This window comes from Candidatus Terasakiella magnetica (assembly GCF_900093605.1).
Classification (GTDB): domain Bacteria; phylum Pseudomonadota; class Alphaproteobacteria; order Rhodospirillales; family Terasakiellaceae; genus Terasakiella; species Terasakiella magnetica.
In genome coordinates, this window is the sequence record NZ_FLYE01000046.1 from 61,330 (window position 1) to 86,009 (window position 24,680).

Consider the following 24,680-nt stretch of genomic DNA (forward strand, 5'->3'; position numbering starts at 1 on the left):
TAGAATTTCAGTTTTTTGCTTGGAGTCATGGCCTAAATATCTATACTTAAGTATAGGTACCGAAAGGTTGCGAGTGGAGAGTAAGCGTGGAATATACTGAAAATATTGATCAGGCCCTTGAATACGCCAATCAGGCGATTGCCAAGATGCGTGATATCGGTGTTCCTGCAAACCCGAATAATTTTACGGTTTGGTTTCATTATTACAGCGGTACTTACCCTGATTTGAAACGCACGCTCGATATTTTGTTGGACAATCAGCAGGCCTTTAGCGAAACGCGTAACTCTGAAATTTTCCAGAAATTCTTCACCTTGGATCAGGAAAGCGCAATTCTGCATGACACCACCGCACGCATGGAAGGCGAGCTGGCGCGTATTGTGACTGCCCTTGATGGGGCAGAAGATAATTACGCCATGTTGGATTCGGATTTGCGTAATTTTCAGGAAAAGCTTGCTCAAGGCGATCAAGCAAATGATATGACAGCAATTGTGGATAGCCTTAATGGCCGTATCGGCAATGTGCTTGAGCATAATTCCGCATTAGAAGACGAGCTAAAATCTTCCATCAAGGAAATTGATGAACTTAAAGAAGACCTGGAGCGTATGCGCCGTGAAGCCATGACCGATGGCTTAACTGGCATTGCAAACCGCAAATTATTTGACCTTGAATTGCGCAAATCTTCCATGAATGCCATGGCAAATGGGGAAGAGCTTGCTTTGATGATGATTGATGTGGATCATTTTGCGCGCTTTAACGAACATCATGGACATCAGGTTGGCGATCAGGTGTTAAAGCTGGTTGCGGTAACGATTGCTGAATGTATTAAAGGTCAAGATACGGCTGCACGTTACGGTGGGGATGAGTTTAGTGTGATTTTACCACGCACCAGTTTGGATAATGCCATGAAACTGGCTGAAAATATCTGTAAACGGGTGAGTTCTAAAAACGTGATTAACCGCGCGACAGGCGAGCGCCTTGGTAAAATTACCATGTCGGCAGGGGTTGCAACCTTTGAATATGGTGAACCGATCAGCCAGTTGTTGGTGCGTGCAGATCACGCCTTACAAGAGGCCATGCGCAATGGTTATAATCAGGTTCTCACGCAAGTCGATCTTAAAGATTCTGTCGCTTAAAAAAACGCTGCTGCAAACTTTACGTTAACTCTTCTGCTTCATGATAGCCTGTGAAAACTGCTATGAGTGGAGGCGTTTTGGTGAGCCAAGGTCGCAACAGGCCAAGTCCTTTTATTTTGTTTATGCGCAAGCTGGTGAAAAACGATCAGCTTGTCATGACCTTATTGGCTGTTGTCATTGGGGGCTGTGTCGGTTCCTTAGCTATTCTATTCGTTGAAAAGATCGATTTTTTCCAATCGCTATTTTTGGGCATAAGTGGAGCTTGGATTACAGAATATATTCGCGCCTTACCCGCATGGAAAGTGGTGATGATCCCAACCGTTGGCGGTTTGGGTGTGGGGTTGCTGCTGTATTATTTTATGCCCGGTGGTAAACCTAAAGGCCCCGCAGATGTGATTGCGGCTTGTGAAGTTGGCGGTGGGCAAATGTCTTTAAAAGAAGGTGTTGTCGCCCTTTTTGCCAGTACTTTTTCCCTTGCCTGTGGTGCCTCGGTCGGGCGTGAAGGCCCTGCGGTTCATATGGGGGCGACCTTTGCCTCATGGGCATCAGATAAACTGCAAATGTCGCGCTCTAACACCCGTGTGCTTTTGGGTTGTGGGGTGGCGGCTGCTGTTTCAGCCTCTTTTAACGCGCCCATTGCCGGGGCGCTTTTTGCCCAAGAAGTTATCTTATCGCATTATGCCTTAAAAGCCTTTGCACCTGTGGTGATTGCCAGTGTATCGGGAACGGTGGTGGCCCATCAGGTGGTGGGGAATGTAACGGCTTTTGAGCTTAAAGCTTATGAGTTAGGCTCATATCTGGAATTTCCCGCCTTTGTCGGGCTTGGCATTGCCAGTGGGCTTGTGGGCATTTTATTTGTGCGTGCAATTTTAAAAACCCAAAGCCAGACGGAGAAACTCCCCGGGCCGCAATGGTATAAGCCCGCACTTGGGGGCTTTTGCGTTGGCTTAATCGCCCTTTGGTTTCCCGAAGTGTTAGGTGTGGGTTATGAAGCGACCGACAATGCGTTGAAAGGCCAATATGGGCTGGCTTTGTTGTTTGGTCTTTTCGCCTTTAAATTTTTGGCAACGGTGATCTCGCTTGGCTTTGGCTTTGGCGGTGGTGTGTTTAGCCCGGCCCTTGTTATTGGGGCCATGTTGGGCGGCACCTATGGGACCATGGCAACTTCGCTTTATCCTGATCTTTCCTCAGGTGCGAGTGCCTATTCCCTTATCGGTATGGCGGCCATGGCCGCAGCCGTTTTGGGCGCGCCGATTTCAACAACCCTGATTGTGTTTGAACTGACAGGGGATTACTCCCTGACCATTGCGGTTATGTGTGGCTGTGTAATGGCGACGTTGGTCAATGACCAGATGGATCGTCAATCTTTCTTCTTAGAACAGCTTAAAGCCCGTGGCCTTGATTTGATGAATAATGTTAGTGGCCTCCTGTTACAGCAAGTAAAGGTCAGTGATATTCTCAAACAAGAAGGAACCTATGTAAGCGTTGATGCGCATTTGCCCCATATTCGCAAAAAACTGCTGCGCGCACCGGGCGGGCTTGTTTATGTCATTGCCCATGATCGACGTCTTTATGGGGTGATCACGTGGGAGCATTTGCCAGAAGATGCCTTTGAGGGCAATCTGGATGATCTGGTAATCGCTGCTGATATTGCCGATACCCGACCGCCCGTGATTCAAATATCTGATACGCTGGATGTGGCCCAAGGAATTTTGGAAGAAGTGCCTTATCATCAAATCGCTGTGGTGAACCCGGATGAGGGACGCGCGTATGTGGGCTGTATTGAAGAGCGTGAAGTGATGAATGCCTATAACGAGGAACTGCTGAAAAAACGCAAGCAGGAACATGGCGGCTAATTCGTCTTAAAAAAACAATTGTTCTCTCTTTGTTTCTTTGAAATCTGGTGTTATAACCAGACGTATGAACGATCCATTTGAATTTAATGATGAGCATTTAGAGCCTGCGGAACCCAATGTTCCCCAAGGCCTACCGCCTTATGTGAGCGCCCTAAACCCAGAACAGCGTATGGCTGTTGAGGTGACAGACGGCCCTGTCTTGGTCTTGGCTGGTGCAGGAACGGGGAAAACCCGTGTTCTCACCACACGCTTGGCCCATATCATGGATTGCGGCTTGGCCTATGCGGGCGAGATCATGGCAGTGACCTTTACCAACAAGGCCGCCATGGAAATGAAGGAACGGGTTGGTAGTATCTTGGGTCGCCCGGTTGAAGGCTGGTGGCTGGGCACGTTTCATGCGCTGGCGGCACGCATGGTGCGCGCCAATGCCGAAGTTGTCGGGCTGACCTCAAACTTCACTATCATTGATACGGATGACCAGATCAGGCTGTTAAAGCGGATCATGGAAGCCGAAGGTGTCGATGAAAAGAAAAATCCGGCGCGCAACCTCATGGGGGTGATCCAACGTTGGAAAGATCGCGGCCTGACACCGGATAAAGTCTCCCCAAGTGAAGGCGCTGCGTTTGCAGATGGACATGCTGCGCGGATTTATAAAATTTATCAGGAACGTTTACAGCTGAATAACGCCTGCGATTTTGGTGATCTATTGCTTCATGTACTCACCATCTTTTCCGAGCAGCCACAAATTTTAGAACAGTATCAGCGCCGTTTTCGCTATATTTTGGTGGATGAATATCAAGATACCAACGTGTCACAATATCTCTGGCTGCGCCTACTTGCCAAGCAACATAAAAACATCTGTTGTGTGGGCGATGATGATCAGTCGATCTATAGCTGGCGTGGGGCTGAAGTCACCAATATCCTGAAATTTGAAAAAGACTTCCCCGGTGCTAAAGTTATCCGGTTAGAGCGTAATTACCGTTCAACTGAACATATCCTTGGGGCGGCCTCGGGCCTGATTTCTTATAACGAAGATCGTTTGGGCAAGACGCTTCATCCCCAGCTTAAAGATGAAGACCCTATCAAGGTGCGGGTGGAAAGCCTGTGGGATGGAGAGTCTGAAGCACGCTTTGTTGGTGATGAAATAGAAGCTTTGCAACGCAAGGGCCAAAGCCTGAATGAAATTGCCATTTTGGTGCGCGCAGGTTTTCAAACCCGCGAGTTTGAAGAGCGCATGATCACCCTTGGCCTGCCTTATAAAGTTGTTGGGGGCTTGCGTTTTTATGAGCGTGAAGAAATCCGCGATGCGCTGGCCTATTTGCGTGTGGTTAATCAGCCCAATGACAGTTTGGCTTTGGAGCGCATTATTAATAAGCCCGCACGGGGTTTTGGGGCAAAGACCAAGGGCTTACAAACCCTGATGGAATATGCCCGTATCAATCAGGTGTCACTTTATTCAGCCGCGGTCACCTTGGTGGAAACTGATGAGTTAAGTGCGAAGGCCCGTTCAGGTTTGCGTGAGCTTCTCATGGAGTTTGATACATGGCGCAAGCTAAAAGACGGCTTGGATGTGGATGAACTTGTCGGTCAGGTGCTTGATGAGTCCGGTTATATGGATTGGCGCGTTCAAGAATCGAAAAAGGGCAAGGATGTTAAGGCCCAAGGCCGCGTGGATAACTTAAAAGAACTGGTTTCTGGCCTGAAGGAATTTGAAAGCCTTGATGAGTTTTTAGAGCATGTCTCCTTGGTGATGGAAGTACAGGAAAAAGGCGATGATGCCAAAGTGACCATCATGACGCTCCATGCTGCCAAGGGGCTGGAATTTGACAATGTGTTTTTGCCCGGTTGGGAAGAAGGCACTTTTCCAAATCAGCGTGCCCTTGATGAGTCAGGCAATAGCGCGCTGGAAGAAGAACGCCGCTTAGGCTATGTGGGTATCACGCGCGCGCGCAAACGCTCCATTATTTCCTATGCATTGCGCCGTCGTATTTTCGGGCAATATAACGATATGTTGCCGTCACGTTTTGTCGATGAGCTACCTGATCAACATATTGAAACAGGTGGGGAAACCGGTACACCCTCTGGTGAGTACGGCGGTGGAAATTACGGTTTTGGTGGTTTTAATGATCGCAACCAGCAACGTTTTACCTATCGTGGAGAGCGTGAAAGCCGTAAAGAGAAACTCATCACCATTGATGCTTATGATGTAAGTGTTTCTGATGCGCCAGATGGCGGCTTTAGAAAAGGTGATCATGTGCGCCATGGTAAATTTGGCACTGGCGTTGTGCTTAACGTTGATGGTAATAAGCTTGATATCGCCTTTGCCAAAGGTGGGCGCAAAAAAGTGATCGACAGTTTTGTCGAGAAAGTTTGATCATAACTGTCAGCCTTGTTTGAGTATGGCCTGACAAAAGGGAAGAAATAAATGTCCGATATATTGTGGCGCGTTGATGTGGCTGTAACGCCAGAGCTGGCTGATGCATTTGAATATGCGTTGGAAGATTATTGCGCAGCGGTGACCCAGTATCTGGATGATGACGAACTAGCCCAACGCCTTGAAGCTTATGCAGATGTGAAACCTGATGAAGCCGCGTTGCGGGCGTCGGTTGGCCTGGTTGCAAAGCGCATGGGTGTTGAGGTGCCTGAGGTGACGATAACTGAGGTGGAAAATAAAGATTGGCTGGCAGAATATGCCCGCAAATACCCACCGCTTTCTATTGGTCGCTATTTCATTTATGGCTCGCATTTTCAAGGCCCTTTACCCGCAGGTAAAATCGCGTTGAAGGTTGAGGCCGCAACGGCATTTGGCACAGGCGAACATGCCTCTACAAACGGGTGTTTACAGGCCTTGGACCGTTTGTCAAAACGCTATAAATTCAGCCAGCCGCTGGATATGGGCTGTGGGTCTGCGATCCTCGCCATGGCGATTGCCAAAACATGGAGCGCGCCAGTCGTTGCCAGTGATATTGATGCCCAGTCCGTTGATGTGGCGAAATATAATGCCGAGGTCAATGGCGTGGGCAGTTATATCCTGCCTGTCTGTGGTGATGGTTATGGCACACCGTCAGTTGCGCGCAATGGCCCCTATGACTTGATTATGGCCAATATTCTTGCGCGTCCTTTGTCTGCCATGGCAAAGGATTTGGCAAAAAATTTGCAACCCGGCGGCTTTGCTGTTTTGGCAGGTTTTTTAGAGCGCGATGCCAACTGGGTATTTGCCGCACACCGCTGTCATGGTCTGCGCCTTGTTGAGCGCATCAAGGTTGATGGTTGGCAGACGCTGGTTTTGCGCAAAGGCTAACCAGCATCAAACCCCACGCTTTCTATGTACGAATGCTCCCTAAGAACCCGTTGACTTCTTCGTGTAAAAGGTCGGTTGGTTTTTTTAAGTCTTCAGCCGCCCATGTGACTTGAATGGCGGTGTTGTGCGATTGTGCAGCATTTCTTGTCATATTCACAATACGCTCAGCTACGGCCTGGGCATCACGTGATACATTTTGCACATTTTCAGCAATATCACGCGTCGTGGCATCTTGTTCTTCAACAGAAGCCGCAATGGCCGCTGCAATCTGGTCGATCTGGTGAATGGTTGTTGAGATATCGGCAATGGCATCAACCGCTTCGCCTGTTGCACCTTGGATGGCATTGATCTGTTTTGCGATTTCGTCTGTGGCACTTGCGGTTTGATTGGCAAGGTTTTTCACTTCACTTGCCACAACGGCAAAGCCCTTGCCCGCATCACCTGCGCGTGCTGCTTCAATCGTGGCGTTCAGGGCAAGAAGGTTGGTCTGTTCTGCAATATCGGTAATCAGGCTTACCACCTCACCGATGCGTTGGGCTGCTTCTGCCAAACCATTAACTTTATCATTGGCATCTGTGGCTTTATTGACCGCTTGATTGGCAATATCGGTTGAGTGAGTAACTTGTTGACCGATTTCACTAATGGCAGATGACAGCTGTGAAGTGGCAGCAGCGACCGTATCGGCATTGGTTGTTGTGCGCTCTGAGGCTTCAGCAACTTCCATGGATTGGCTGGTCTCATTATCAGATGAGCTGCGACCATTTGCACTGGCAACACTCAGGATATCACCTGTCTTTTCACCAAGGCTACCAATGACAGTGGAGACTGAGCTTTCCAGATGGTTGGCAAGGTTCATCATCTGCTGGCGGTTTTCTTCTTCACGTTTTTGACGCTCAGTTTCCTGCTGTGTGCGCATGGTATCCATTTCAACCAGATTGTCTTTAAAGACGCTGAGGGCTGCGGCCATTTCACCAACTTCGTCACGGCGCTCATCATCAGGGATGGTGACGTTTAAATCACCATTTGCCAGTGATTGCATGGTTTTTGTCATAAAACGAACCGGGCGTGAAATACTGCCTGCCACCAACAAAGCAATAGCGAAAACACCGATGAGAACAATTACCAGAATAATGGCATCGGCTTGAATGGTTTGTTCAATACTGTCATTGGCACTTTCAAACTGGGCATCAGCTTCTTCGCGCCATTTTTCAACCTGTGAGGCAACGCTTTGGTTAACTTGGGAGAATAGATCATCTGCTTCAAACATATAGATGACAGCCATGGAAGCATCGCTTTCAGATGTTTCAATAACGTCTATTGCAGCCGTTGTATATTGGTCAAACAAGGTGATGATTTTATCGACGGTTTTCTTTTCTTCTCCAACAAACGGGTGTTTTTCAGAAAGAAGTCTGAGGTCAATCTTTAAGCCGTTGAGGTTAGATTTCAGCGATGCGCGCATGGCGTTGAGCGATTCTTCATCGGTCATATTGCTGGCACCCCAGCTGATCATACGAAAGAGACCACCGTTGAGCTCACTTAAGGATTCTTGAAAATCAAGGGCCTTAACGACCTTGGCTGTATTTTCATTAAACAGTTCATCCATGGTGGTGCGAATGGTTTGAACACCAGTAAATGATAACCAGGATAAAAAGATCAATGCGATGGTGAAAATCACTGGAGAAACCAGCAGTTTCTTTGTAATGCTCCAGTTTTTCATGGCTCTACCTCTTTTGTCGATTACAATAGCGCTATTGTTTGCTTGGCGAACAAATTATTTTATCAACTTCTTATATGCAAGATGAGCTTTGTAATAAATTGTAAGGAAGATGAATCAATCTCGCAGTTTCATTGACATTGAGCAAAAGTCTGCGTAGGTTGCCCAACGATTTTTGATTTCTTTCAGAACCATAAAAAATGACTGCTTCACTGACACTTGCACTGGCTCAGCTCAACCCGACTGTTGGGGCCATTCATCATAATATGAGCCTGTTAAAAACGGCCTTTGATAAGGCTGTTGATCAAAAGGCCGACCTGTTGGTGACGTCAGAACTTCTCAGTACAGGCTATCCCCCCGAAGATTTGGTGCTCAAACCTGCTTTTCAAGATGAAGTTGAAACAGCAGTTAATGGCTTTATTGAAAGCACAAAGGGCTGTGATACAGCTGTCTTGCTGGGGACACCTTGGCGCATTGAAGGCAAGCTTTATAACAGTGCCTTGATGATTGTTGATGGCGAGATCACCGATGTGGTGACCAAGCGTCATTTGCCCAATTACGGCGTATTTGATGAAATCCGCTTTTTTGAAGAAGGGCGTGATAGCCGTATCATCAATTTTAAAGGCCATAAGCTGGGCGCGATGATCTGCGAAGATATGTGGTTTGAAGATGTGACGGCAGATTTGAAATATCAGGGCGCAGAAATGCTACTGGTGCTCAATGGCTCTCCCTTTGAAGCAGATAAACCGTCCTTGCGTTATGACCTTGCTAAAATGCGCACCCAAGAAGCAGGTGTGCCGCTTGTCTATGTCAATCAAGTCGGTGGGCAGGACGAATTGGTGTTTGATGGGGCTTCTTTTGTCATGTGTCCTGAGGGCGAACGTGTCTGCCTGATGAAACATTGGGATGAAGAACTCAGCCTTGTCACCCTCACTAACGATGGGATTATTCAAGGCCCGCAAGATGAAGATAGTGAAGGCTTAGAGGCCATCTATCAGGCCATGGTTTTGGGCTTGCGCGATTATGTGAATAAAAATGGATTTCCCGGTGTAGTCCTTGGGCTTTCAGGCGGGATTGATAGTGCGATCTCAGCAGCCGTCGCCGTAGATGCTTTGGGGGCCGATCGTGTAAAATGCGTGATGATGCCTTCACCTTATACCTCACAAGAAAGCCTTGAGGATGCCAAGGGTTGTGCCCAGTATCTAGGCGTGGAGTATGACAGTGTGTCTATTGAACCTGTGATGCAGGCTTATGATACCATGCTTTCGCCTCTCTTTGAGGGGCGCGACAAAGACATAACAGAAGAAAATATTCAATCACGCGCACGTGGTTTGTTGTTGATGGCGCTCTCTAACAAGTTTGGCCATATGCTTTTAACCACGGGCAACAAGTCTGAAATGTCGGTGGGCTATGCCACGATTTATGGTGACATGTGTGGTGGCTATTCTGTTTTAAAAGACGTTTATAAAATGACGGTCTTTGCCCTTTGTAAATGGCGCAATGACCATAAACCTGCGGGCTGCTTGGGCCCTGCTGGGCGTGTTATGCCCGATAATGTGATTTCCAAGCCGCCTTCGGCTGAGCTTCGCCCTGATCAAAAGGATGAAGACAGCCTTCCGCCTTACGAAATTCTTGATGACATACTGGAATGTTTAATCGAGAAAGAGTATTCCCTAGAAGATGTAGTGGCCTGTGGTCATGATGCAGATGTGGTGCGCCGTATCTGGAAGTTGCTGGACCGTGCTGAATATAAGCGCCGTCAAGCCCCTCCGGGTGTGAAAGTTACCTCACGTGCATTTGGCCGTGATCGCCGCTATCCCCTTACCAATGGTTTTACGAGTCTGATATGACCTTAAAAGTACGTTTTGCGCCTTCACCAACCGGTATGCTGCACGTGGGTAACGCCCGCATGGCACTGGTTAATTATCTTTACGCCCGCAACGTTGGCGGTACTTTCTTGCTGCGTGTTGATGATACCGACCAAGAACGTTCCAAGCCGGAATATGAACAAGGCATCAAGGATGGGCTCACATGGTTGGGCTTAAGCTGGGATGAAGAAGAACACCAGTCTGCCCGTATGGAGCGCTACGAAGACGTTTTTGAAGACCTGAAATCCAAGGGTCTGGTTTATGACTGTTATGAAACGCCTGAAGAGCTTGATTATATGCGCAAGCGCCTGCGTTCACGCGGCAAGCCACCGATTTATGATCGCTCTGCTCTTGAACTCAGCGATGAAGCCAAAGAAAAGCTGAAAAGCGAAGGCCGTCAAGCACACTGGCGCTTTAAATTGCCACAAGATGATATTGAATGGACCGATTTGGTTCAAGGCGACAAGAAATTCTTGGCAGCAAACTTGGCTGACCCGGTGATCCGTCGCGCAGATGGGACATTCTTATATATGATGCCGTCTGCCATTGATGACATCGATATGGATGTGACCCACGTGTTGCGCGGGGAAGACCATGTATCAAACACGGCGGTTCAAATTGCCATGTTTAAGGTGATGAATGACGGTAAATTCCCAGAATTTGCTCACCTGCCACTACTGTCTGGTACAGAAGGTGAAAAACTTTCCAAACGTATCGGCTCCCTTTCATTGGCTGAGCTGAAAGAAGATGGTCTGGAAGCCATGGCGATCAACAGCTTGTTGGCTCACCTTGGTACAAGTGAGAATGTGGAAGCCACTGATGATATGGACGCATTGGTTAAGTCGTTTGATATTGCAAGCTTTGGCCGTGGCACACCGAAATTTGATTCTAAAGAACTGGACCGTTTGAACTCCAAGCTTTTACATGACATGGATTGGGCAACAGCTTCTGCCCGCCTTGATATTGAGGGTGCGGATGAAACATTTTGGGAAGCGGTTCGCCCGAACCTGTCACGCCTTAAAGACACCAAAGATTGGGCCGATATCGTCTTTGGTAAGGTTACCCCTGTGATTGAAGATGCTGATTTTGCCAAAGCTGCCATGGCTGTTCTGCCAGAAGGTACATGGGATGACACCACATGGAAAACATGGACCAATGCAGTGAAAGAGGCCACGGGCGCCAAAGGTAAAGGCTTGTTCATGCCACTTCGCCAAGCCTTAACGGGGATGAACCATGGACCGGAGCTTGGCGTTTTGCTGCCACTATTGGGACGTGAAAAAGTAGAAGCCCGCTTGCGTGGCGAAACGGCTTAAATCAGACTGTGTGCCCCTGCAAAGGCAGGGGCTTCTTGCTGGGAAATAAAGAATGACATTGCACATCTACAACACACTGACCCGTAAAAAAGAAGAGTTCAAACCGATCAATCCTGAGAAAGTCGGGATGTATGTGTGTGGACCAACGGTTTATGACTTTGCCCATATTGGTAATGCGCGCCCGGTCATTGTGTTTGATGTGCTCTATCGTTTGCTCAAAACGCTTTATTCAGATGTTACCTATGTGCGCAACATCACCGATGTGGATGACAAGATCAACGCCAAGTCCAAAGAGACAGGCGAAGATATCCGCACTATTACGGAGCGCACAGCGGCCATGTTCCATCAAGATATGGCTGCACTTAATGCAGGTAATCCTGATATTGAGCCCCGCGCGACCGAGCATATTGCTGAGATGATCGAGATGATCGAGCGTCTGATTGAAAATGGCAATGCTTATGCAGCAGATGGTCATGTGTTGTTCCATGTGCCAAGCATGCCTGAATATGGCGCGCTGTCTGGTCGCAATATGGATGATATGATTGCCGGTGCACGTGTGGAAGTGGCTTCTTACAAAAAAGATCCGGCTGATTTTGTCTTGTGGAAACCATCTGAGGATGACGTGCCGGGATGGGAGTCCCCATGGGGGCGTGGTCGTCCGGGCTGGCATATTGAATGTTCAGCCATGAGCCGTAAATATCTGGGGGATACCTTTGATATCCACGGCGGTGGGCATGATCTGATCTTCCCTCACCATGAAAATGAAATCGCACAAAGCTGCTGTGCAAACAAGACAGAGCGTTTTGCCAATTACTGGATGCATAATGGGCATTTGATGGTTGAAGGCGAGAAGATGTCCAAGTCTCTTGGGAACTTTTTCACCGTCCATGACCTGTTGGAAGAAGTCCCGGGTGAGGCTTTGCGTTTTTATATGTTATCTGCGCAATATCGCTCGCCCTTTGATTTCACCAAAGAAGGTGTGGCTGAAGCAAAATCGACCTTGGATCGTTTTTATACGGCCTTGCGCCAGAGCCAAGATGTGGAAGCCGCTGATGTGGAAGCGCCTGTTGAATTTATGGCAGCTCTCAAAGATGACCTTAATACACCATTGGCAATTTCGATTCTGCATGAGTTGTTGAGCGCTGTGAATAAAGATGCGGATCCTGATAACAAGGGCAGGTTGATTGCGGCAGCCAATATTCTCGGTATCTTACAACAAAATGTTGAAGAATGGCTAAAAGGCGGTTCTCAAGCGGCTTCAGGTCTTGATGAGGCGGATATTGAGCGTATGATCATTGAACGTCGTGATGCCAAGGCTAATAAAGACTTTGCCACGGCTGATCGTATCCGCGATGAATTGGATGCCCAAGGGATTGTTTTAGAAGACGGTGCCGGGGGGACCAACTGGAAACGTAAATAAGGTTTAGGAGTTTTCTTTCATGAAGTTGCAGCCATTTGCCCTCCTTCTTATTGGTTTTGTTTGTTTTTCACTACCTGCCCATGCAGAAAGTCTGCTCATTGGCATTGGTTTGTCAAAACCGCCTTATGTCATTCAGGAACATAATGCGGGTGCGGAATATGAAATTGTGGAACGCGCAATTGAGCTTTCCGGTTTTTCCATGACACCTAAATACATGCCGATGAAGCGTATCCCCCATGCCCTAAATGGTGGGGCATTAGATGGGGGCATGAATATGCGTGCTCATATGCCTGTAGATGGTTTCTTTTCTAATGAGATTATTTCTTATCAGAATTATGCCATTACCCTAAAATCATCAGGCTTAAAAATTTCCCAAATTGCTGAGTTAAAAAACTATAGTGTCGTTTCTTTTCAAAATGCCCATAAGCTTTTGGGTCCAGACTATCAAGAGGCTGTGAAGGGGAATAAGCAATATAGCGAACTTGCGAACCAAGAGTTACAAGTCAAAATGCTGGCAGCTGGTCGCAAACAAGTGGTGATTTCTGATTTCAGGATTTTTCTACATTTTAAAAAGCAGGTAGAACGTGAAACAGGTCGTAAAATTGACGTTCAGTTCCATGAAATCTTCATGCCTACGCCATATCGTGTTGCCTTTAGAAAAAGGACCGTACGTGATCGTTTTGATGAGTCTCTAGAGTTTCTTAGAAAGTCTGGGGAATATGATCAAATCCTTGCTAAATATATTTCTGCTGATGATGTGAAAGCGGTTAACCTGACAAAATAGAACTGTTTTTCACGGGCTTTATGGTGAGAGCAATTTATTTTTGCTTAAGGTGTAAGGGTTTTTCAGAAAATATTCCCTAATCCGTGTATATTGATTGGAAAGTTCAGTCTAAGGGTGCTGCACGTGCGTTTTTTCATTCTATTTGTTTTTTTATCATTCTGTGTCACCAGCCTAGAACCTGTATATGCACAAGGTTCAGGCGAGGCAATTTCCACACAGGATGAGGATAAGCCGTGGCTGAAAAAAAAGAAGAAAACAGATAAGAAAAAGAAGAAGAAACAGGCTTCAGCTTCTAAATCCTTTAAAAAAATGGCACGAGAACTCCTGGGGCGACCAAGTTGGAGTGATCGCTTTTTAAATCTGCTTGATCAGGATGTTGCAAAAATTGCCATTCATCCTTTTAAGGAAGAAGACCTGCCCATATCTCTTGAAGAGGCCCAGACTTATGTGGATGGCTTTACCCGCGCGCTTGTGCGCGAGGCGGATGGTCGCTATGCGATTGTGGGGCGCAAAGAACTAGGCGCGGTGGTAAGTGACATTAATGAAATGGGCACCCGCACAGAAAGTATAAATCCCCTTGGGGATTTGATTGCCCGGGCACGCTCCGACCTGTTGGCGGTTGGTAGTCTTTCTTTAAAAGGCGAAAAAATTATTCTGGCTTATAAGCTGGTGGAAACAGAAAGCGGGCGCATTGTTTCAGCAACGCAAAAGTCTTTTAAACGCAAGCAAGGTGAAACCCAGAAAGTCGGGGGGCTATCTGTGAAAGGTGCCGCCCAAAAAGCCTCAGCCCAGTTGATGCGTGATCTTGTGGAGGTGCGCAAGATCATGGTTGAAGGGCTGCGTTATCAAACCAGTGGCATCCACACGGGTTTTGGGCGCTATTTCATGGGGCTTTTAAGTGATGGTTTGCGAAAACAGGCCGCCAGTGGACCGCGCAACATCAATGATCTAAGTATCAGTGCTTTTGAAATTGAAGAAGAACGTTTTCGCGGGTTAAAGCTTGCCAAGGGGAGCCTTAACAATCAAGAAAACCAGCGTCAAAAACGCGATTATATCCTCAAAGGAACCTATTGGGTGTTTGAGCAATGGGTAGAAATCCGCCTCACCCTTGAAGGCGCTGATGGGCGATCTATTGCATGGCGGGGGCGCATTGTGCGCAGTGAAATCCCTGAAAGTTTTGAGCTCATCCCACCGCCAGCACCCATTGATGAAGAGGCACGCAAAGCCCTTGGGCCAATCGATCTTTATGTGACCAGTAATAAAGGCGATAATCCTTTATTTAAAATCGGGCAGAAAATGGTTCTGGCGTTGCGCGCACAAGAAGATGCCTATGTGAGCTGTTATTATTTTCAGGCCGATGGGGCTTTCTTTAAAATCTTTCCCAACCGTTTTATGACTTCTGGCAAAATCAATGGCGGCTTTACCCAGCATATCCCTTCTGCCGGGATGCCGTTTGCTTTTGAGTTTTCACCGCCAAGCGGGGTGGAAGCGGTGAAATGTTTTGCAACAGATGTTGAGGTAACAAAGCGCCTTGCCCCCCATATAGGAAAGGCTGCGTTTGAACCTTTGTCACTGCAAAATGAGCATGAACTGACAAAAATCTATCGCAGCCTTCGTGATGTCACGCTAAGTGAGGCATCCCTGATCGTTACTGTTCAGTAAGATCAGTCATCATAAGCAACCAATGTGTCAAACGGCACCCCATCAAGACGCTCACGCCCGTTTAGGAAGGTGAGCTCAATCATGCAGGCCGTGCCGACTACTTCTGCGCCAACGTCTTTAAACAGTTTAATGGCGGCTTCCATGGTGCCACCTGTTGCCAGCAGGTCATCTAAAATGACAACGCGTTGACCGGGCTTGACGCAATCGGCCTGAATTTCAATGGTGTTGGAACCATATTCAAGATCATAATCATATTGGATGGTTTCACCAGGTAGTTTGCCTTTTTTGCGCACCATGGTAAAGCCAAGGCCGAGTTTAAGCGCAAGAGGGGCTGCAACCAAAAAACCACGGGCATCAAGGCCTGCAAGGATATCAGGTTGATGGCGGCTAACGATTTTTGCCATACGGCCCATGGCGACTTGCCATGCATCGGGCTCTGCCAACAATGTGGAAATGTCGTAAAATAAAATGCCCGGTTTTGGAAAATCAGGAATGCCGCGGATATGGTCTTTTAGGTCCATTATAACCCCCTTTAAAATAAGATTGCGCTCATCATAATAAGGGCTTTGGTCTGTGTCATTTAAAATCCTTGGGTTCGCCAACATCATATGTCTATAATGTTGACCAAATGTGCAGCTTTGGGGGATGGATAAGATATGCCTGTTTATAAAATCATATGGTGTTTGGCTGTAATGCTTGGGGCATTGTTTGCTGCCCTTCCTTTTGCTCATGCCAGCCAGATGTTTATTACCATTGGTACAGCGGGTGTAACCGGGGTTTATTATCCAACGGGCGGGGCGATTTGTCGCTTGGTCAATAAGGAACGCAAGGAACATGGCATTCGGTGCTCCGTTGAATCAACAGACGGCTCAGCCCATAATATTACCTCCATTCGCGAAGATGATCTAAATTTCGGGATTGCCCAATCAGATGTGCAGGCTGCAGCTTGGTCTGGGAGCCACAGCTTTGAAGAGGCAGGGCGTTTTAAAAAACTGCGCGCGGTTTTTTCCGTTCATGGGGAGCCTTTGCAGCTTGTCGTGCGAAAAGATGCGGGCATTGATACATTTAAAGACGTTAAAGGCAAAAGGGTAAATCTGGGCAATATCGATTCCGGTCAACGCGAAACCATGATGCGTATTCTTGGGCATTTGGGCTGGGATGAAAAAGATTTTTCCTATGCGGGAAGCCTGAAATCAACGGAGCAATCCAAGGCCTTATGTAACAACAAGCTGGATGCGGTTTTTTTTACAGCAGGCATTCCCAACGCCTCTGTGAAAGAGGCAACAACATCTTGTGATACAAAGCTGATTTCGATGACAGGGCAGTGGGTTGATAGTTTTATCGCCAAATACCCGCAATATTCTAAAGCCGTGATCCCAGCAGGCACATATCGTGGCACGGAAAGTGATATCCACACTTTGGGCCCAAAGGCAACGGTGGTTTCTTCAACCAAAACATCTGATGAAATTGTCTATCAGGTGGTGAGATCCGTGATGGATCATTTTTCAGCCTTTAAGAAACTCCATCCAGCTTTTAAACATATAAAGAAGTCGCAAATGATTAAAGATGGGCTGTCCGCACCGCTGCATCGTGGGGCGATTAAATATTATAAAGAAGTGGGCTTATTGAAATAAACTTTATTTCTTTAAACGCTCAATAGGCAGGTTAAAGGGTGCGCGCAATTTGTCTGTGGTTTTGACCAGTGCAATCCCACCTAAAAGCGTGCTGCCCAGGTCAATCATCTCGCCTAGTTGCTCGCGTTTATTAATGCTGAAGCTGTAAAGCTTGGCTTGGATTGATGCGGCATGTTTATGCAGGGCGCTCACTTGTTCAGCCGTTATGGCTGTTTCTTCACTCATGCTCTGGAAATCAACCCCAATCCAGCTGAACTCTTTACATAAGGGGGCTTTAAAGCCATTGCTCCCAATGGGGCGAAAAGCAAGTGCATGGACCTGTGGGCTCAGTTGTTCACAAAGGTCTTGAAGCGGGGCCTCTTCCCATTTTCCATCGTCCATAATCTCTAAAACCAGATAGTTCTGGCGCAGGTTTTCTGTATATTTTGTCAGGCCTGCCAAGAAATCCTCAAGCTGTTCTTGCCTTAAAGAAGTGGAGTGAATGGGGAGGAAAACAGGGGTGATGACTTTTTTACTGATCATGGGGAACAGCGCTTTTGCCGTTTCCTGTAAAAGCCAGAGATCAACCTTTAGGCAGTCTTTTGGAGTGCGATAGCCCGCATATGCCGGAACCCCTTCAAGGTGGCGTCCCTCAGCAGTATCAAAACAAAGAATACTTCTATAGATGCAGAGACTTTCTTGAGTTTTTTCCCAACAAGGTTGAAAGCGTGCAGTATATTTGGGTTTCGCCTTTGGCTTGGTCTGTTTTTGTTTTACGGGTTCTTCTTGGGCGCTGATGGATTTCCATTGCGGGTCAGCATCGGCTTCTTTACCTGTTTCAGGCGCTTTGTTTTTTTGCCAGTCTTGGGAAGCTTCCGGATCATTGTCCAGTTGTTGCTTTTTCCAATCTGTATTGGCTTCTACATTTTCATGGGCGTCTTTTTGCCAGTCGGTCTCAGCTTCTTCATGTTCCCATTTCTTTTTCTTCCAATCAGGACTGTCGTCATCTTGATCATCTTGCTTGGCATCTAAATCTTTGATAGGGGCGGGATCACCTGCGGCCTCGCCTTCACGACCGACTTCTTCAAGTTTAGCAATATTTAAGGTGCCGTCTTCATTTAAGGCGTCTTTGGGGTCAACGCCTGCCACGCGCACAAGCGGGCGACGCCCGCCATCAAAACGCTCGCCAATAATTTTAAACCCAAGCTCTTCAGAAATCTCAAAGGCACGTGCGGTCCCTTCTATTTCTGAAAGGGCAGGAAACAGCATAATATAGATTTCCCGGCTTTGATGTTCCCAACGGTTTCCCTCACCAATACGTTCACGCAGCAGATTTTCTGTGAGCATTTGGATTTTAGCTTCACGGGCATCCCAAGTATCGCCAAGGGCTTGGTGGAATTCTGTTAGGCTGAGGATATGCAGCTTGCCAAGGTCTTCATTTTCGTCTTGATTGATAACATCTTCAATACTGACTGAAATATTTTCAGCCATAAATCCATCATCATCAATATGGACGAGTGAACTTCCTGATGTTTGCCCACTAAAGAGTTTCTTGGCTTTCTTGACCCATTTAAACACGATGATGCTACCTTGTTATTCTATCTTCTTTTCCCTTATGTAACAGCTTGTTCCCCATAGGAAAAGAGCGAAGGTGGGTAAGACCTGCGCTCTTTTGTATAGTATGGTTTATTCTCTACTTAGCGGCGGTATTCTTCTGGCAGGAATAAGAGCCCGTCGGTCTCTTCCCCCATGGAATTATGGCATTCAAAACAGAAGTTCATGCCAGCTGAGTTTTTACCCCCGGTTTGGCCCCACAGGCTGCCATCGGCATTGATCATGGTATATTTCCAATTCCAAGATGCCGTGTTCCAGCCCGTTGGCATTTTCTCCATCATAAAGAGCGGGCCGATTTCTGCGGTACCATCTTTTTTGCCCACAATGGTTGGTTTGGCAATGAGGGAGCCCGCAGGCAATGTGCCAGCCTTTTCCCATTTGGCATAATCTTTACCTGTTTCATTTACGATATTAACAAGATAACGCTCGCCATGGGTGCTGGATTGATAGGGGCTTTTGGTAACATTAATCCAATCAAAAAATTGGCCTGTGCCTTTTACACCAGATTTGGCATAGGTGGTGCGCATGGCCCCAACAAGGCGATCCCATTCAGCCGTGGCTTGTGCATTGGTGAGTTCTTCTGGCTCAGCCGCAGCACAGGGATTGGCAGCACAAGGATTAGCCGCGCACGGGTTCTTGGCTGCACACGGGTTTGCGGCACATGGGTTTTTCGCAGCGTATGGGTTAGCCGCGCACGGGTTCTTGGCTGCACAAGGATTTGCGGCACAGGGGTTTTTCGCAGCGCAAGGATTGGCCGCACACGGGTTTGCCGCACATGGATTAGCTGCGCAGGGGTTTTTGGCACAACAAGGGTTTTGGGCACAGGCTTTGGCAGCGCATGGGTTGGCTTGGGCAGGTTGGATATTGCCCATGGTCGCAATACCTATTCCAAGCCCGAGAGCAAGAGGGGTGATAGAGCTACAGAAAAGTGTCTTGCGAAAAGTCATGATGCCTCCAAATATGTCTGATGGACGGGGATGTCCGTAAAAGGATGTTGCCTTAAAATAACTATGATCCTTTGCCTGCTTTGGGTCTTTAAACAAAGCCATCACAGACCATCAACAAAATGTGATGACCAAGTGAACATCAAAGGCTTATAGTGAGAGTAAGGATGACCATGAGGGGCAAGAGCAAATGAAAGCTGACTTTAAAAATGTCGCGACAGAGCGTTTAAAGAAAATGCTTAAAGCTGGTCATGAAGTTGAAAATTGCCAGCGTGTGCTCACCAAGGTGGGGGAAAACATCGTTGCAGACCTGTTAAAGGGAAGTGGCACTTTTTTTCAAATGAACCATTACCCCGAAGGTGATGTTTATGACCATGACACCCATGGGCAATATTACTATCATGCCCATCGCGATGGAGAACATGGTCATTTCCATCTATTTTTGCGCCCCAAAGGCATGCCCAAGGGGGTAAAGCCGCTTGTCGGGGATGATTTTAAAAAACCAAAAGCCAAAAATGATGCGCTTAGCCACCTGATTGCTATTTCCATGGATGCGTTTGGCGCACCTCAGTCTTTATTTACAACCAATCGCTGGGTGACGGCAGAATATTGGTATGATTGTGAAGATGTCATCAAGATGCTGGATCATTTTGAAATTGACCATGCCAGCCCGTCTTGGCCTGCAAATAGATGGGTTGGCGCGATGGTTCAGCTTTATTATCCACAAATTTGTGACTTGCTGCGCACACGCGACCATGTGATTGAGGATTGGAAAAATGAGCATCCAGACGTGAATGTGTTTGAAGATCGTCATCTGGAGATCACGTCAGAGCTTGAATGTAACGTTCATTACCAAATTGCTGAGATTGAAGAAGAGTTGAAACGCCGCACTTAAGAGCTGGCACATTGGGCCATTACGTCTATATAGATATAAGATAATAATAAAACCAATTGAAAGCCTCCCCCCATGCGCCACCTTTCCCAAGATGCCCCAAAACATACTGGTCCTCGCAATGATTGGCGCACGTTAAAAACGCTGCTGCCTTATCTTTGGCCTAAAAATGCCACTAACTTGCGTATTCGGGTTTTAATCGCGCTGGTGTTTTTGACACTGGCAAAGGCGATGAATGTATCGGTTCCACTTTTTTATAAAGAGGCTGTTGATGCGCTGTCGCTTGGGGAGGGGAGCGAGCTGATTGTGGTGCCTGTCATGTTGTTAGTCGCCTATGGGTTAGCGCGTGTGATGGCCCAAGCCTTTGGCGAGTTGCGCGATGCGGTTTTTGCCCGTGTGGCCCAGCGCGCCATTCGTGATGTGGCACTAAAAACCTTTGAGCATTTACACCGTTTGGCCTTGCGTTTTCATGTGCAGCGCCAAACAGGGGGCTTAACCCGTTCAATTGAGCGCGGCACCAAGGGGATTGATTTCCTCTTGAACTTTATGCTGTTTAATATCTTGCCGACCTTGCTGGAAATTGTCTTGGTCTGTGGCATTTTATGGGTGCTTTATGATTGGACTTTTGCGGTTGTGACCTTTGGCACCATCGCAAGCTACATCGCCTGGACGCTCATTGTGACAGAGTGGCGCATCAAATATCGCCGCACCATGAATAAAAGCGATAATGAAGCCAATACCAAAGCGGTTGATTCTTTGCTGAACTTTGAAACGGTGAAATATTTCACTAATGAGCAGCATGAGGCACGTCGGTATGATGTGGCCCTAAAAAGCTTTGAAGAAGCTTCCATTAAATCCAAGGTGACGCTTAGCCTGCTTAATATCGGGCAGGGCGCAATTATCTCGGTTGGGCTAACGGCTGTGATGGTGATGGCGGGGTATGGGGTGCAGGATGGTTCCATGACCTTGGGTGATTTTGTGTTGGTTAATAGCTATCTCATCCAGCTTTATATGCCGCTAAACTTTCTTGGTTTTGTCTATCGAGAGATCAAACAGTCTCTTACTGATATGGAACATATGTTCTCGCTTTTGGATCAGGAAGCTGAAATTGCCGATGACCCTGAGGCGAAAGACTTACCCGTTGGCGGCGGTGAAGTGGTGTTTGAAAATGTCTCTTTTGCCTATGATGCGCGTCGCCCCATCCTAAAAGGGGTTGATTTCAAGGTGCCTGCGGGCAAAACCACAGCCATTGTCGGGGCCAGCGGGGCGGGTAAGTCCACCTTATCGCGCCTTCTTTTTCGGTTTTATGATGTCTCTGAAGGGGCGGTGAAAATCGATGGGGCTGATATTCGCACCATTAAGCAAAATGCCTTGCGCGGTGCCATTGGGATTGTGCCTCAAGATACCGTGTTGTTTAACGATACGGTTTTTTACAATATTGCCTATGGTCGCCCCGATGCCACACCGGCTGATGTGGAAAAGGCTGCCAAACTGGCGAGCATTCATGACTTCATCATGGAGCTGCCCGATGGCTATAACACCATTGTGGGCGAACGCGGACTTAAGCTTTCTGGTGGTGAAAAACAGCGCGTTGCCATTGCACGCACGATTTTAAAACGCCCCCGTATTTTGTTATTTGATGAGGCAACCTCGGCCCTTGATACCCATACGGAAAAAGAAATTCAGGTTTCCTTGCGTGAAGTTTCCAGTGGCTTGACCACCCTTGTTATCGCCCACCGTTTATCCACCGTTGTGGATGCGGATGAGATTATCGTGCTGGATCAAGGTGAGATTATTGAGCGCGGCAACCATGCGGTCTTACTTGAAAAAGACGGAGCTTATGGGGCCATGTGGGCCAAACAACAAGAAGCCGCCCTTGCTTTGGAAACATTGGAGAAAGTCGGTGAGAAAGAAGCTGTTCTGGCTGGCGTTTAAAAAAAGAAAAGCCTCTCCTTTAGGGCAAGGAGAGGCTTTCTTGTGACCAAAGGGCAGGGGAAAGCCCTTTAGTTACTAGTTGGCCGGATGCACGGTTGAATCATCAGGGATAGGGTCTTCATCGCGTACATAATAGGCCACCGGGCGCGGTGCGGTTGATTCCAAGCGATCGGGAGGTGAGGGCGTTTCAAATCGACTTGGATGAGGGCCATAGTAATTTACCAACCTGGCCGCGTCCCGGTGAACTGGTTCGCTGAAACATTGGATGGAGCCAAGCTGCTTGTAGCAATATCTTGGTTCCCAGTCATAGACGGCTTCTTCGTATTTATCCACATACCCGCAGGCAGTTAACAAAGTTAAGCCGCCTATAACTGTTCCTAGCTTCAACGCTCTAAACATAATTCGATCCTTTTAAAAGGTGTGTCACCCCTGCTCGTTGGCAGGGGCCCCGTTTTTTATTGGGTTCCTGTTTTTTTCAGGAATGACGGTTCTCTTTATGCTTAAAACTATTGCAAAGGGGATGCCAAAAATGAAAAGGGGCTGTTAAAAAGTTAACAAGCCCTTAAGATTCAATTGGTTAATAAAAGGTTTACGAATTTACATCCACGATGATGCGCCCTTGTGTCTGGCCTTTAAGGATTTTTTTGCCTACCTCTGGCAGGTCTGACAGGCAAATTGTGCTGGTCATACTATCCAGCACATCTTCTGGAAGCTCTGTCACAAGACGTTGGTAGGCTTTGACGCGGCGCTCATAAGGGCAGGTCGCGCTGTCAATGCCTTGTAAGGTAATGCCACGCATCAAAAACGGCAGGACGGTTGTGTTAAGCTCATTTGAGGCCGCAAGCCCGACAGAGGCACAGCAGCTCCAGTATTTAAGCGTTGCCAGCACATGGTGCAAGGTTGTGCCACCCACATTATCAATGGCACCAATCCAGCGTTCAGCCCCAAGGGGGCCGCGCGGGCCTTCTTCTAATTCAGCACGCGGCACAATGGTGCTAACACCGAGCTCTAAAAGATAGTTATGGGAGTCTTCTGATCCGGTTGAACCCGCCACTTGATAGCCAAGGCGGGCAAGGATGGCACAGGCAATGGAGCCCACCCCACCAGAAGCCCCTGTGACCAGTACTTCACCATCTTGATAAGGGGTTAGCCCATGTTCTTCCAAGGCCATGACGGAAAGCATGGCGGTATAACCTGCTGTGCCGATCGCCATGGCGCGTTTGGTGGAGATTTCATCAGGCAGGGGCACTAGCCAATCAGCTTTAACCCGTGCTTTTTGGGCATAGCCACCCCAGTGGATTTCACCCACACGCCAGCCGTTAAGCACCACGCGATCACCGGGTTTGTAACGCTCATCTTCTGAGGCCTCAACGGTGCCTGAAAAATCAATACCCGGCACATGGGGATATTGTTTTACCAGCTTGACCAGACCGTTCATGATTAGACCGTCTTTATAGTTCAGCGTAGAATAATCCACCTTCACCAGAACTTCACCGGCGGGCAGGTCATCTTCTGTGATGGGGTTGATGGCAAGGGACATATCTTCTTGGAGCTGGAGCGCATTAAATGCCATGGGGAGCCTCATTATCATTTTATTATTAAGTGACTTGTACGATACATAATGTTCGGTAGGCGATCAATGTGTTTTAAGCGAATCTTATGGGAGATTAGAATTCTTAATTGGGGTTGCGCAATTTCATTTCAAGTCAAACCATTAAAAGGTTTCATCTGTTATAAAAAATCCCATATTTATCGGGAATAGAAATAAAAGATGACAGTTTCTTGACTTCTTGGTTAAGTCGAATCAGAGTTGAAGTGTAATTAATTGATAAAAATCCATAAAAGATTTCATGACTATAGATTTTCCGGCCCTTGAGGTCACAGATATCCATAAATCCTTCGGTGAGCTGGAAGTGCTTAAAGGCATTTCACTAACTGCTCGCTATGGCGATGTTATTTCCATTATCGGTTCAAGTGGTTCCGGTAAAAGTACGTTTTTGCGTTGCTTAAACTTACTGGAGCGCCCCACACAAGGCAGCATTTCTGTGGCAGGGGAAGCCATGAAGCTGAAACGTGAAAAAGACGGGCAATTGGGCGCGGCTGATAAAAAGCAGATCACGCGCCTGCGCTCAGAAATCGGATTTGTGTTTCAAAGCTTTAATCTTTGGGCCCATATGGATTTGATGGAAAATATCATTGAAGGCCCAACTCAGGTTAAGGGGCTATCTAAGGCTGAAGCGACTGAAAAAGCAGAAGAACTGCTCAATAAGGTCGGGCTTTATGAGCGCCGTGGGCATTTTCCTTCCCAGCTTTCAGGCGGGCAACAACAGCGCGCAGCCATTGCACGCGCTTTGGCGATGGAACCGGAATTATTGCTGTTTGATGAACCGACCTCGGCCCTTGACCCAGAACTTGTCGGTGAAGTTTTAAAAGTTATGCAGATGTTGGCTGAAGAAGGGCGCACCATGCTTGTGGTTACCCACGAAATGGGTTTTGCGCGCGAGGTCTCCAGCCATGTGATGTATCTGCACCAAGGACAGGTGGAAGAGTTTGGACCACCTCAAGAGGTTTTTGAAAACCCGAAATCCGAACGTATGAAACAATTTATCAGTACGGAACTTTAAAATAAAT

19 protein-coding genes are annotated in these 24,680 nt (G+C 47.5%); 13 read left to right on the plus strand and 6 right to left on the minus strand.

Going from position 1 to position 24,680, the window contains the following annotated elements; translation table 11 throughout:
* The first annotated feature begins 86 nt into the window (after nt 1-86).
* The 4 genes from MTBPR1_RS14740 (at nt 87) to MTBPR1_RS14755 (ending at nt 6,290) form a co-directional block, all read left to right on the plus strand.
* Nucleotides 87-1,133 (plus strand): GGDEF domain-containing protein, encoded by a 1,047-nt coding sequence (locus MTBPR1_RS14740; protein WP_083223129.1) that lies wholly within the window; start codon nt 87-89, stop codon nt 1,131-1,133.
* A gap of 62 nt (nt 1,134-1,195) precedes the next feature.
* Entirely contained in the window at nt 1,196-2,989 is a 1,794-nt protein-coding gene (locus MTBPR1_RS14745) for a chloride channel protein (RefSeq protein ID WP_083223130.1), read from the plus strand.
* A gap of 64 nt (nt 2,990-3,053) precedes the next feature.
* On the plus strand, nt 3,054-5,363 hold the full coding sequence (locus MTBPR1_RS14750; protein ID WP_069189793.1) for an ATP-dependent helicase: 2,310 nt from the start codon (nt 3,054-3,056) through the stop codon (nt 5,361-5,363).
* 51 nt (nt 5,364-5,414) lie between these two features.
* Complete coding sequence (locus MTBPR1_RS14755; protein ID WP_069189794.1) at nt 5,415-6,290, plus strand: 50S ribosomal protein L11 methyltransferase; 876 nt, start codon at nt 5,415-5,417, stop codon at nt 6,288-6,290.
* Between the two features lie 22 nt (nt 6,291-6,312).
* On the opposite strand, the gene MTBPR1_RS14760 is transcribed toward MTBPR1_RS14755, so the two are convergent.
* Complete coding sequence (locus MTBPR1_RS14760; protein ID WP_069189795.1) at nt 6,313-8,007, minus strand: methyl-accepting chemotaxis protein; 1,695 nt, start codon at nt 8,005-8,007, stop codon at nt 6,313-6,315.
* 197 nt (nt 8,008-8,204) lie between these two features.
* Here MTBPR1_RS14760 and MTBPR1_RS14765 point away from each other — a divergent pair, with 197 nt between their 5' ends.
* The 5 genes from MTBPR1_RS14765 (at nt 8,205) to MTBPR1_RS14785 (ending at nt 15,051) form a co-directional block, all read left to right on the plus strand.
* A complete protein-coding gene (locus MTBPR1_RS14765; protein WP_069189796.1) occupies nt 8,205-9,854 on the plus strand; it encodes an NAD+ synthase in 1,650 nt (549 codons plus the stop codon).
* On the plus strand, nt 9,851-11,185 hold the full coding sequence (gene gltX, locus MTBPR1_RS14770) for a glutamate--tRNA ligase (RefSeq protein WP_069189797.1): 1,335 nt from the start codon (nt 9,851-9,853) through the stop codon (nt 11,183-11,185). Before MTBPR1_RS14765 ends, gltX begins: the two co-directional genes overlap by 4 nt.
* Nucleotides 11,186-11,237: 52 nt before the next feature.
* The gene (gene cysS, locus MTBPR1_RS14775) at nt 11,238-12,605 is read left to right on the plus strand and encodes a cysteine--tRNA ligase (protein WP_069189798.1); all 1,368 of its coding nucleotides are present in this window, start codon (nt 11,238-11,240) and stop codon (nt 12,603-12,605) included.
* 19 nt (nt 12,606-12,624) lie between these two features.
* Entirely contained in the window at nt 12,625-13,389 is a 765-nt protein-coding gene (locus tag MTBPR1_RS14780) for a substrate-binding periplasmic protein (protein WP_069189799.1), read from the plus strand.
* Nucleotides 13,390-13,512: 123 nt separating this feature from the next.
* Nucleotides 13,513-15,051, plus strand: a complete 1,539-nt coding sequence (locus tag MTBPR1_RS14785; RefSeq protein WP_069189800.1) for a DUF4384 domain-containing protein — start codon at nt 13,513-13,515, stop codon at nt 15,049-15,051.
* Nucleotides 15,052-15,053: 2 nt separating this feature from the next.
* Here the strand turns inward: MTBPR1_RS14785 and MTBPR1_RS14790 are convergent, their stop codons facing one another.
* Nucleotides 15,054-15,572, minus strand: coding sequence for an adenine phosphoribosyltransferase (locus MTBPR1_RS14790; RefSeq protein ID WP_069189944.1), 519 nt, complete (start codon nt 15,570-15,572; stop codon nt 15,054-15,056).
* A 135-nt stretch (nt 15,573-15,707) separates the two neighbouring features.
* Between MTBPR1_RS14790 and MTBPR1_RS14795 the strand changes: the two genes are divergently transcribed.
* Entirely contained in the window at nt 15,708-16,685 is a 978-nt protein-coding gene (locus MTBPR1_RS14795) for a TAXI family TRAP transporter solute-binding subunit (RefSeq protein WP_069189801.1), read from the plus strand.
* 3 nt (nt 16,686-16,688) lie between these two features.
* On the opposite strand, the gene MTBPR1_RS14800 is transcribed toward MTBPR1_RS14795, so the two are convergent.
* Nucleotides 16,689-18,242: a hypothetical protein gene (locus tag MTBPR1_RS14800; RefSeq protein WP_069189802.1), complete on the minus strand. Its 1,554-nt coding sequence runs from the start codon at nt 18,240-18,242 to the stop codon at nt 16,689-16,691.
* A gap of 119 nt (nt 18,243-18,361) precedes the next feature.
* The gene (locus tag MTBPR1_RS18245) at nt 18,362-19,225 is read right to left on the minus strand and encodes a hypothetical protein (protein WP_205631256.1); all 864 of its coding nucleotides are present in this window, start codon (nt 19,223-19,225) and stop codon (nt 18,362-18,364) included.
* A 187-nt stretch (nt 19,226-19,412) separates the two neighbouring features.
* Between MTBPR1_RS18245 and MTBPR1_RS14810 the strand changes: the two genes are divergently transcribed.
* Together MTBPR1_RS14810 and MTBPR1_RS14815 are read left to right on the plus strand one after the other, a co-directional pair.
* Nucleotides 19,413-20,117, plus strand: coding sequence for a DUF6969 family protein (locus tag MTBPR1_RS14810; RefSeq protein ID WP_069189803.1), 705 nt, complete (start codon nt 19,413-19,415; stop codon nt 20,115-20,117).
* Nucleotides 20,118-20,189: 72 nt separating this feature from the next.
* On the plus strand, nt 20,190-22,049 hold the full coding sequence (locus MTBPR1_RS14815; RefSeq protein ID WP_069189804.1) for an ABCB family ABC transporter ATP-binding protein/permease: 1,860 nt from the start codon (nt 20,190-20,192) through the stop codon (nt 22,047-22,049).
* Nucleotides 22,050-22,124: 75 nt separating this feature from the next.
* Here the strand turns inward: MTBPR1_RS14815 and MTBPR1_RS18175 are convergent, their stop codons facing one another.
* On the minus strand, nt 22,125-22,448 hold the full coding sequence (locus MTBPR1_RS18175) for a hypothetical protein (protein WP_069189805.1): 324 nt from the start codon (nt 22,446-22,448) through the stop codon (nt 22,125-22,127).
* A gap of 190 nt (nt 22,449-22,638) precedes the next feature.
* Nucleotides 22,639-23,622: an MDR family oxidoreductase gene (locus MTBPR1_RS14825; protein ID WP_069189806.1), complete on the minus strand. Its 984-nt coding sequence runs from the start codon at nt 23,620-23,622 to the stop codon at nt 22,639-22,641.
* A gap of 277 nt (nt 23,623-23,899) precedes the next feature.
* Between MTBPR1_RS14825 and MTBPR1_RS14830 the strand changes: the two genes are divergently transcribed.
* Nucleotides 23,900-24,673 carry an ABC transporter ATP-binding protein gene (locus MTBPR1_RS14830; protein ID WP_069189807.1) on the plus strand — a complete coding sequence of 258 codons (774 nt, stop codon included), beginning with the start codon at nt 23,900-23,902 and terminating at the stop codon, nt 24,671-24,673.
* Nucleotides 24,674-24,680 lie beyond the last annotated feature (7 nt).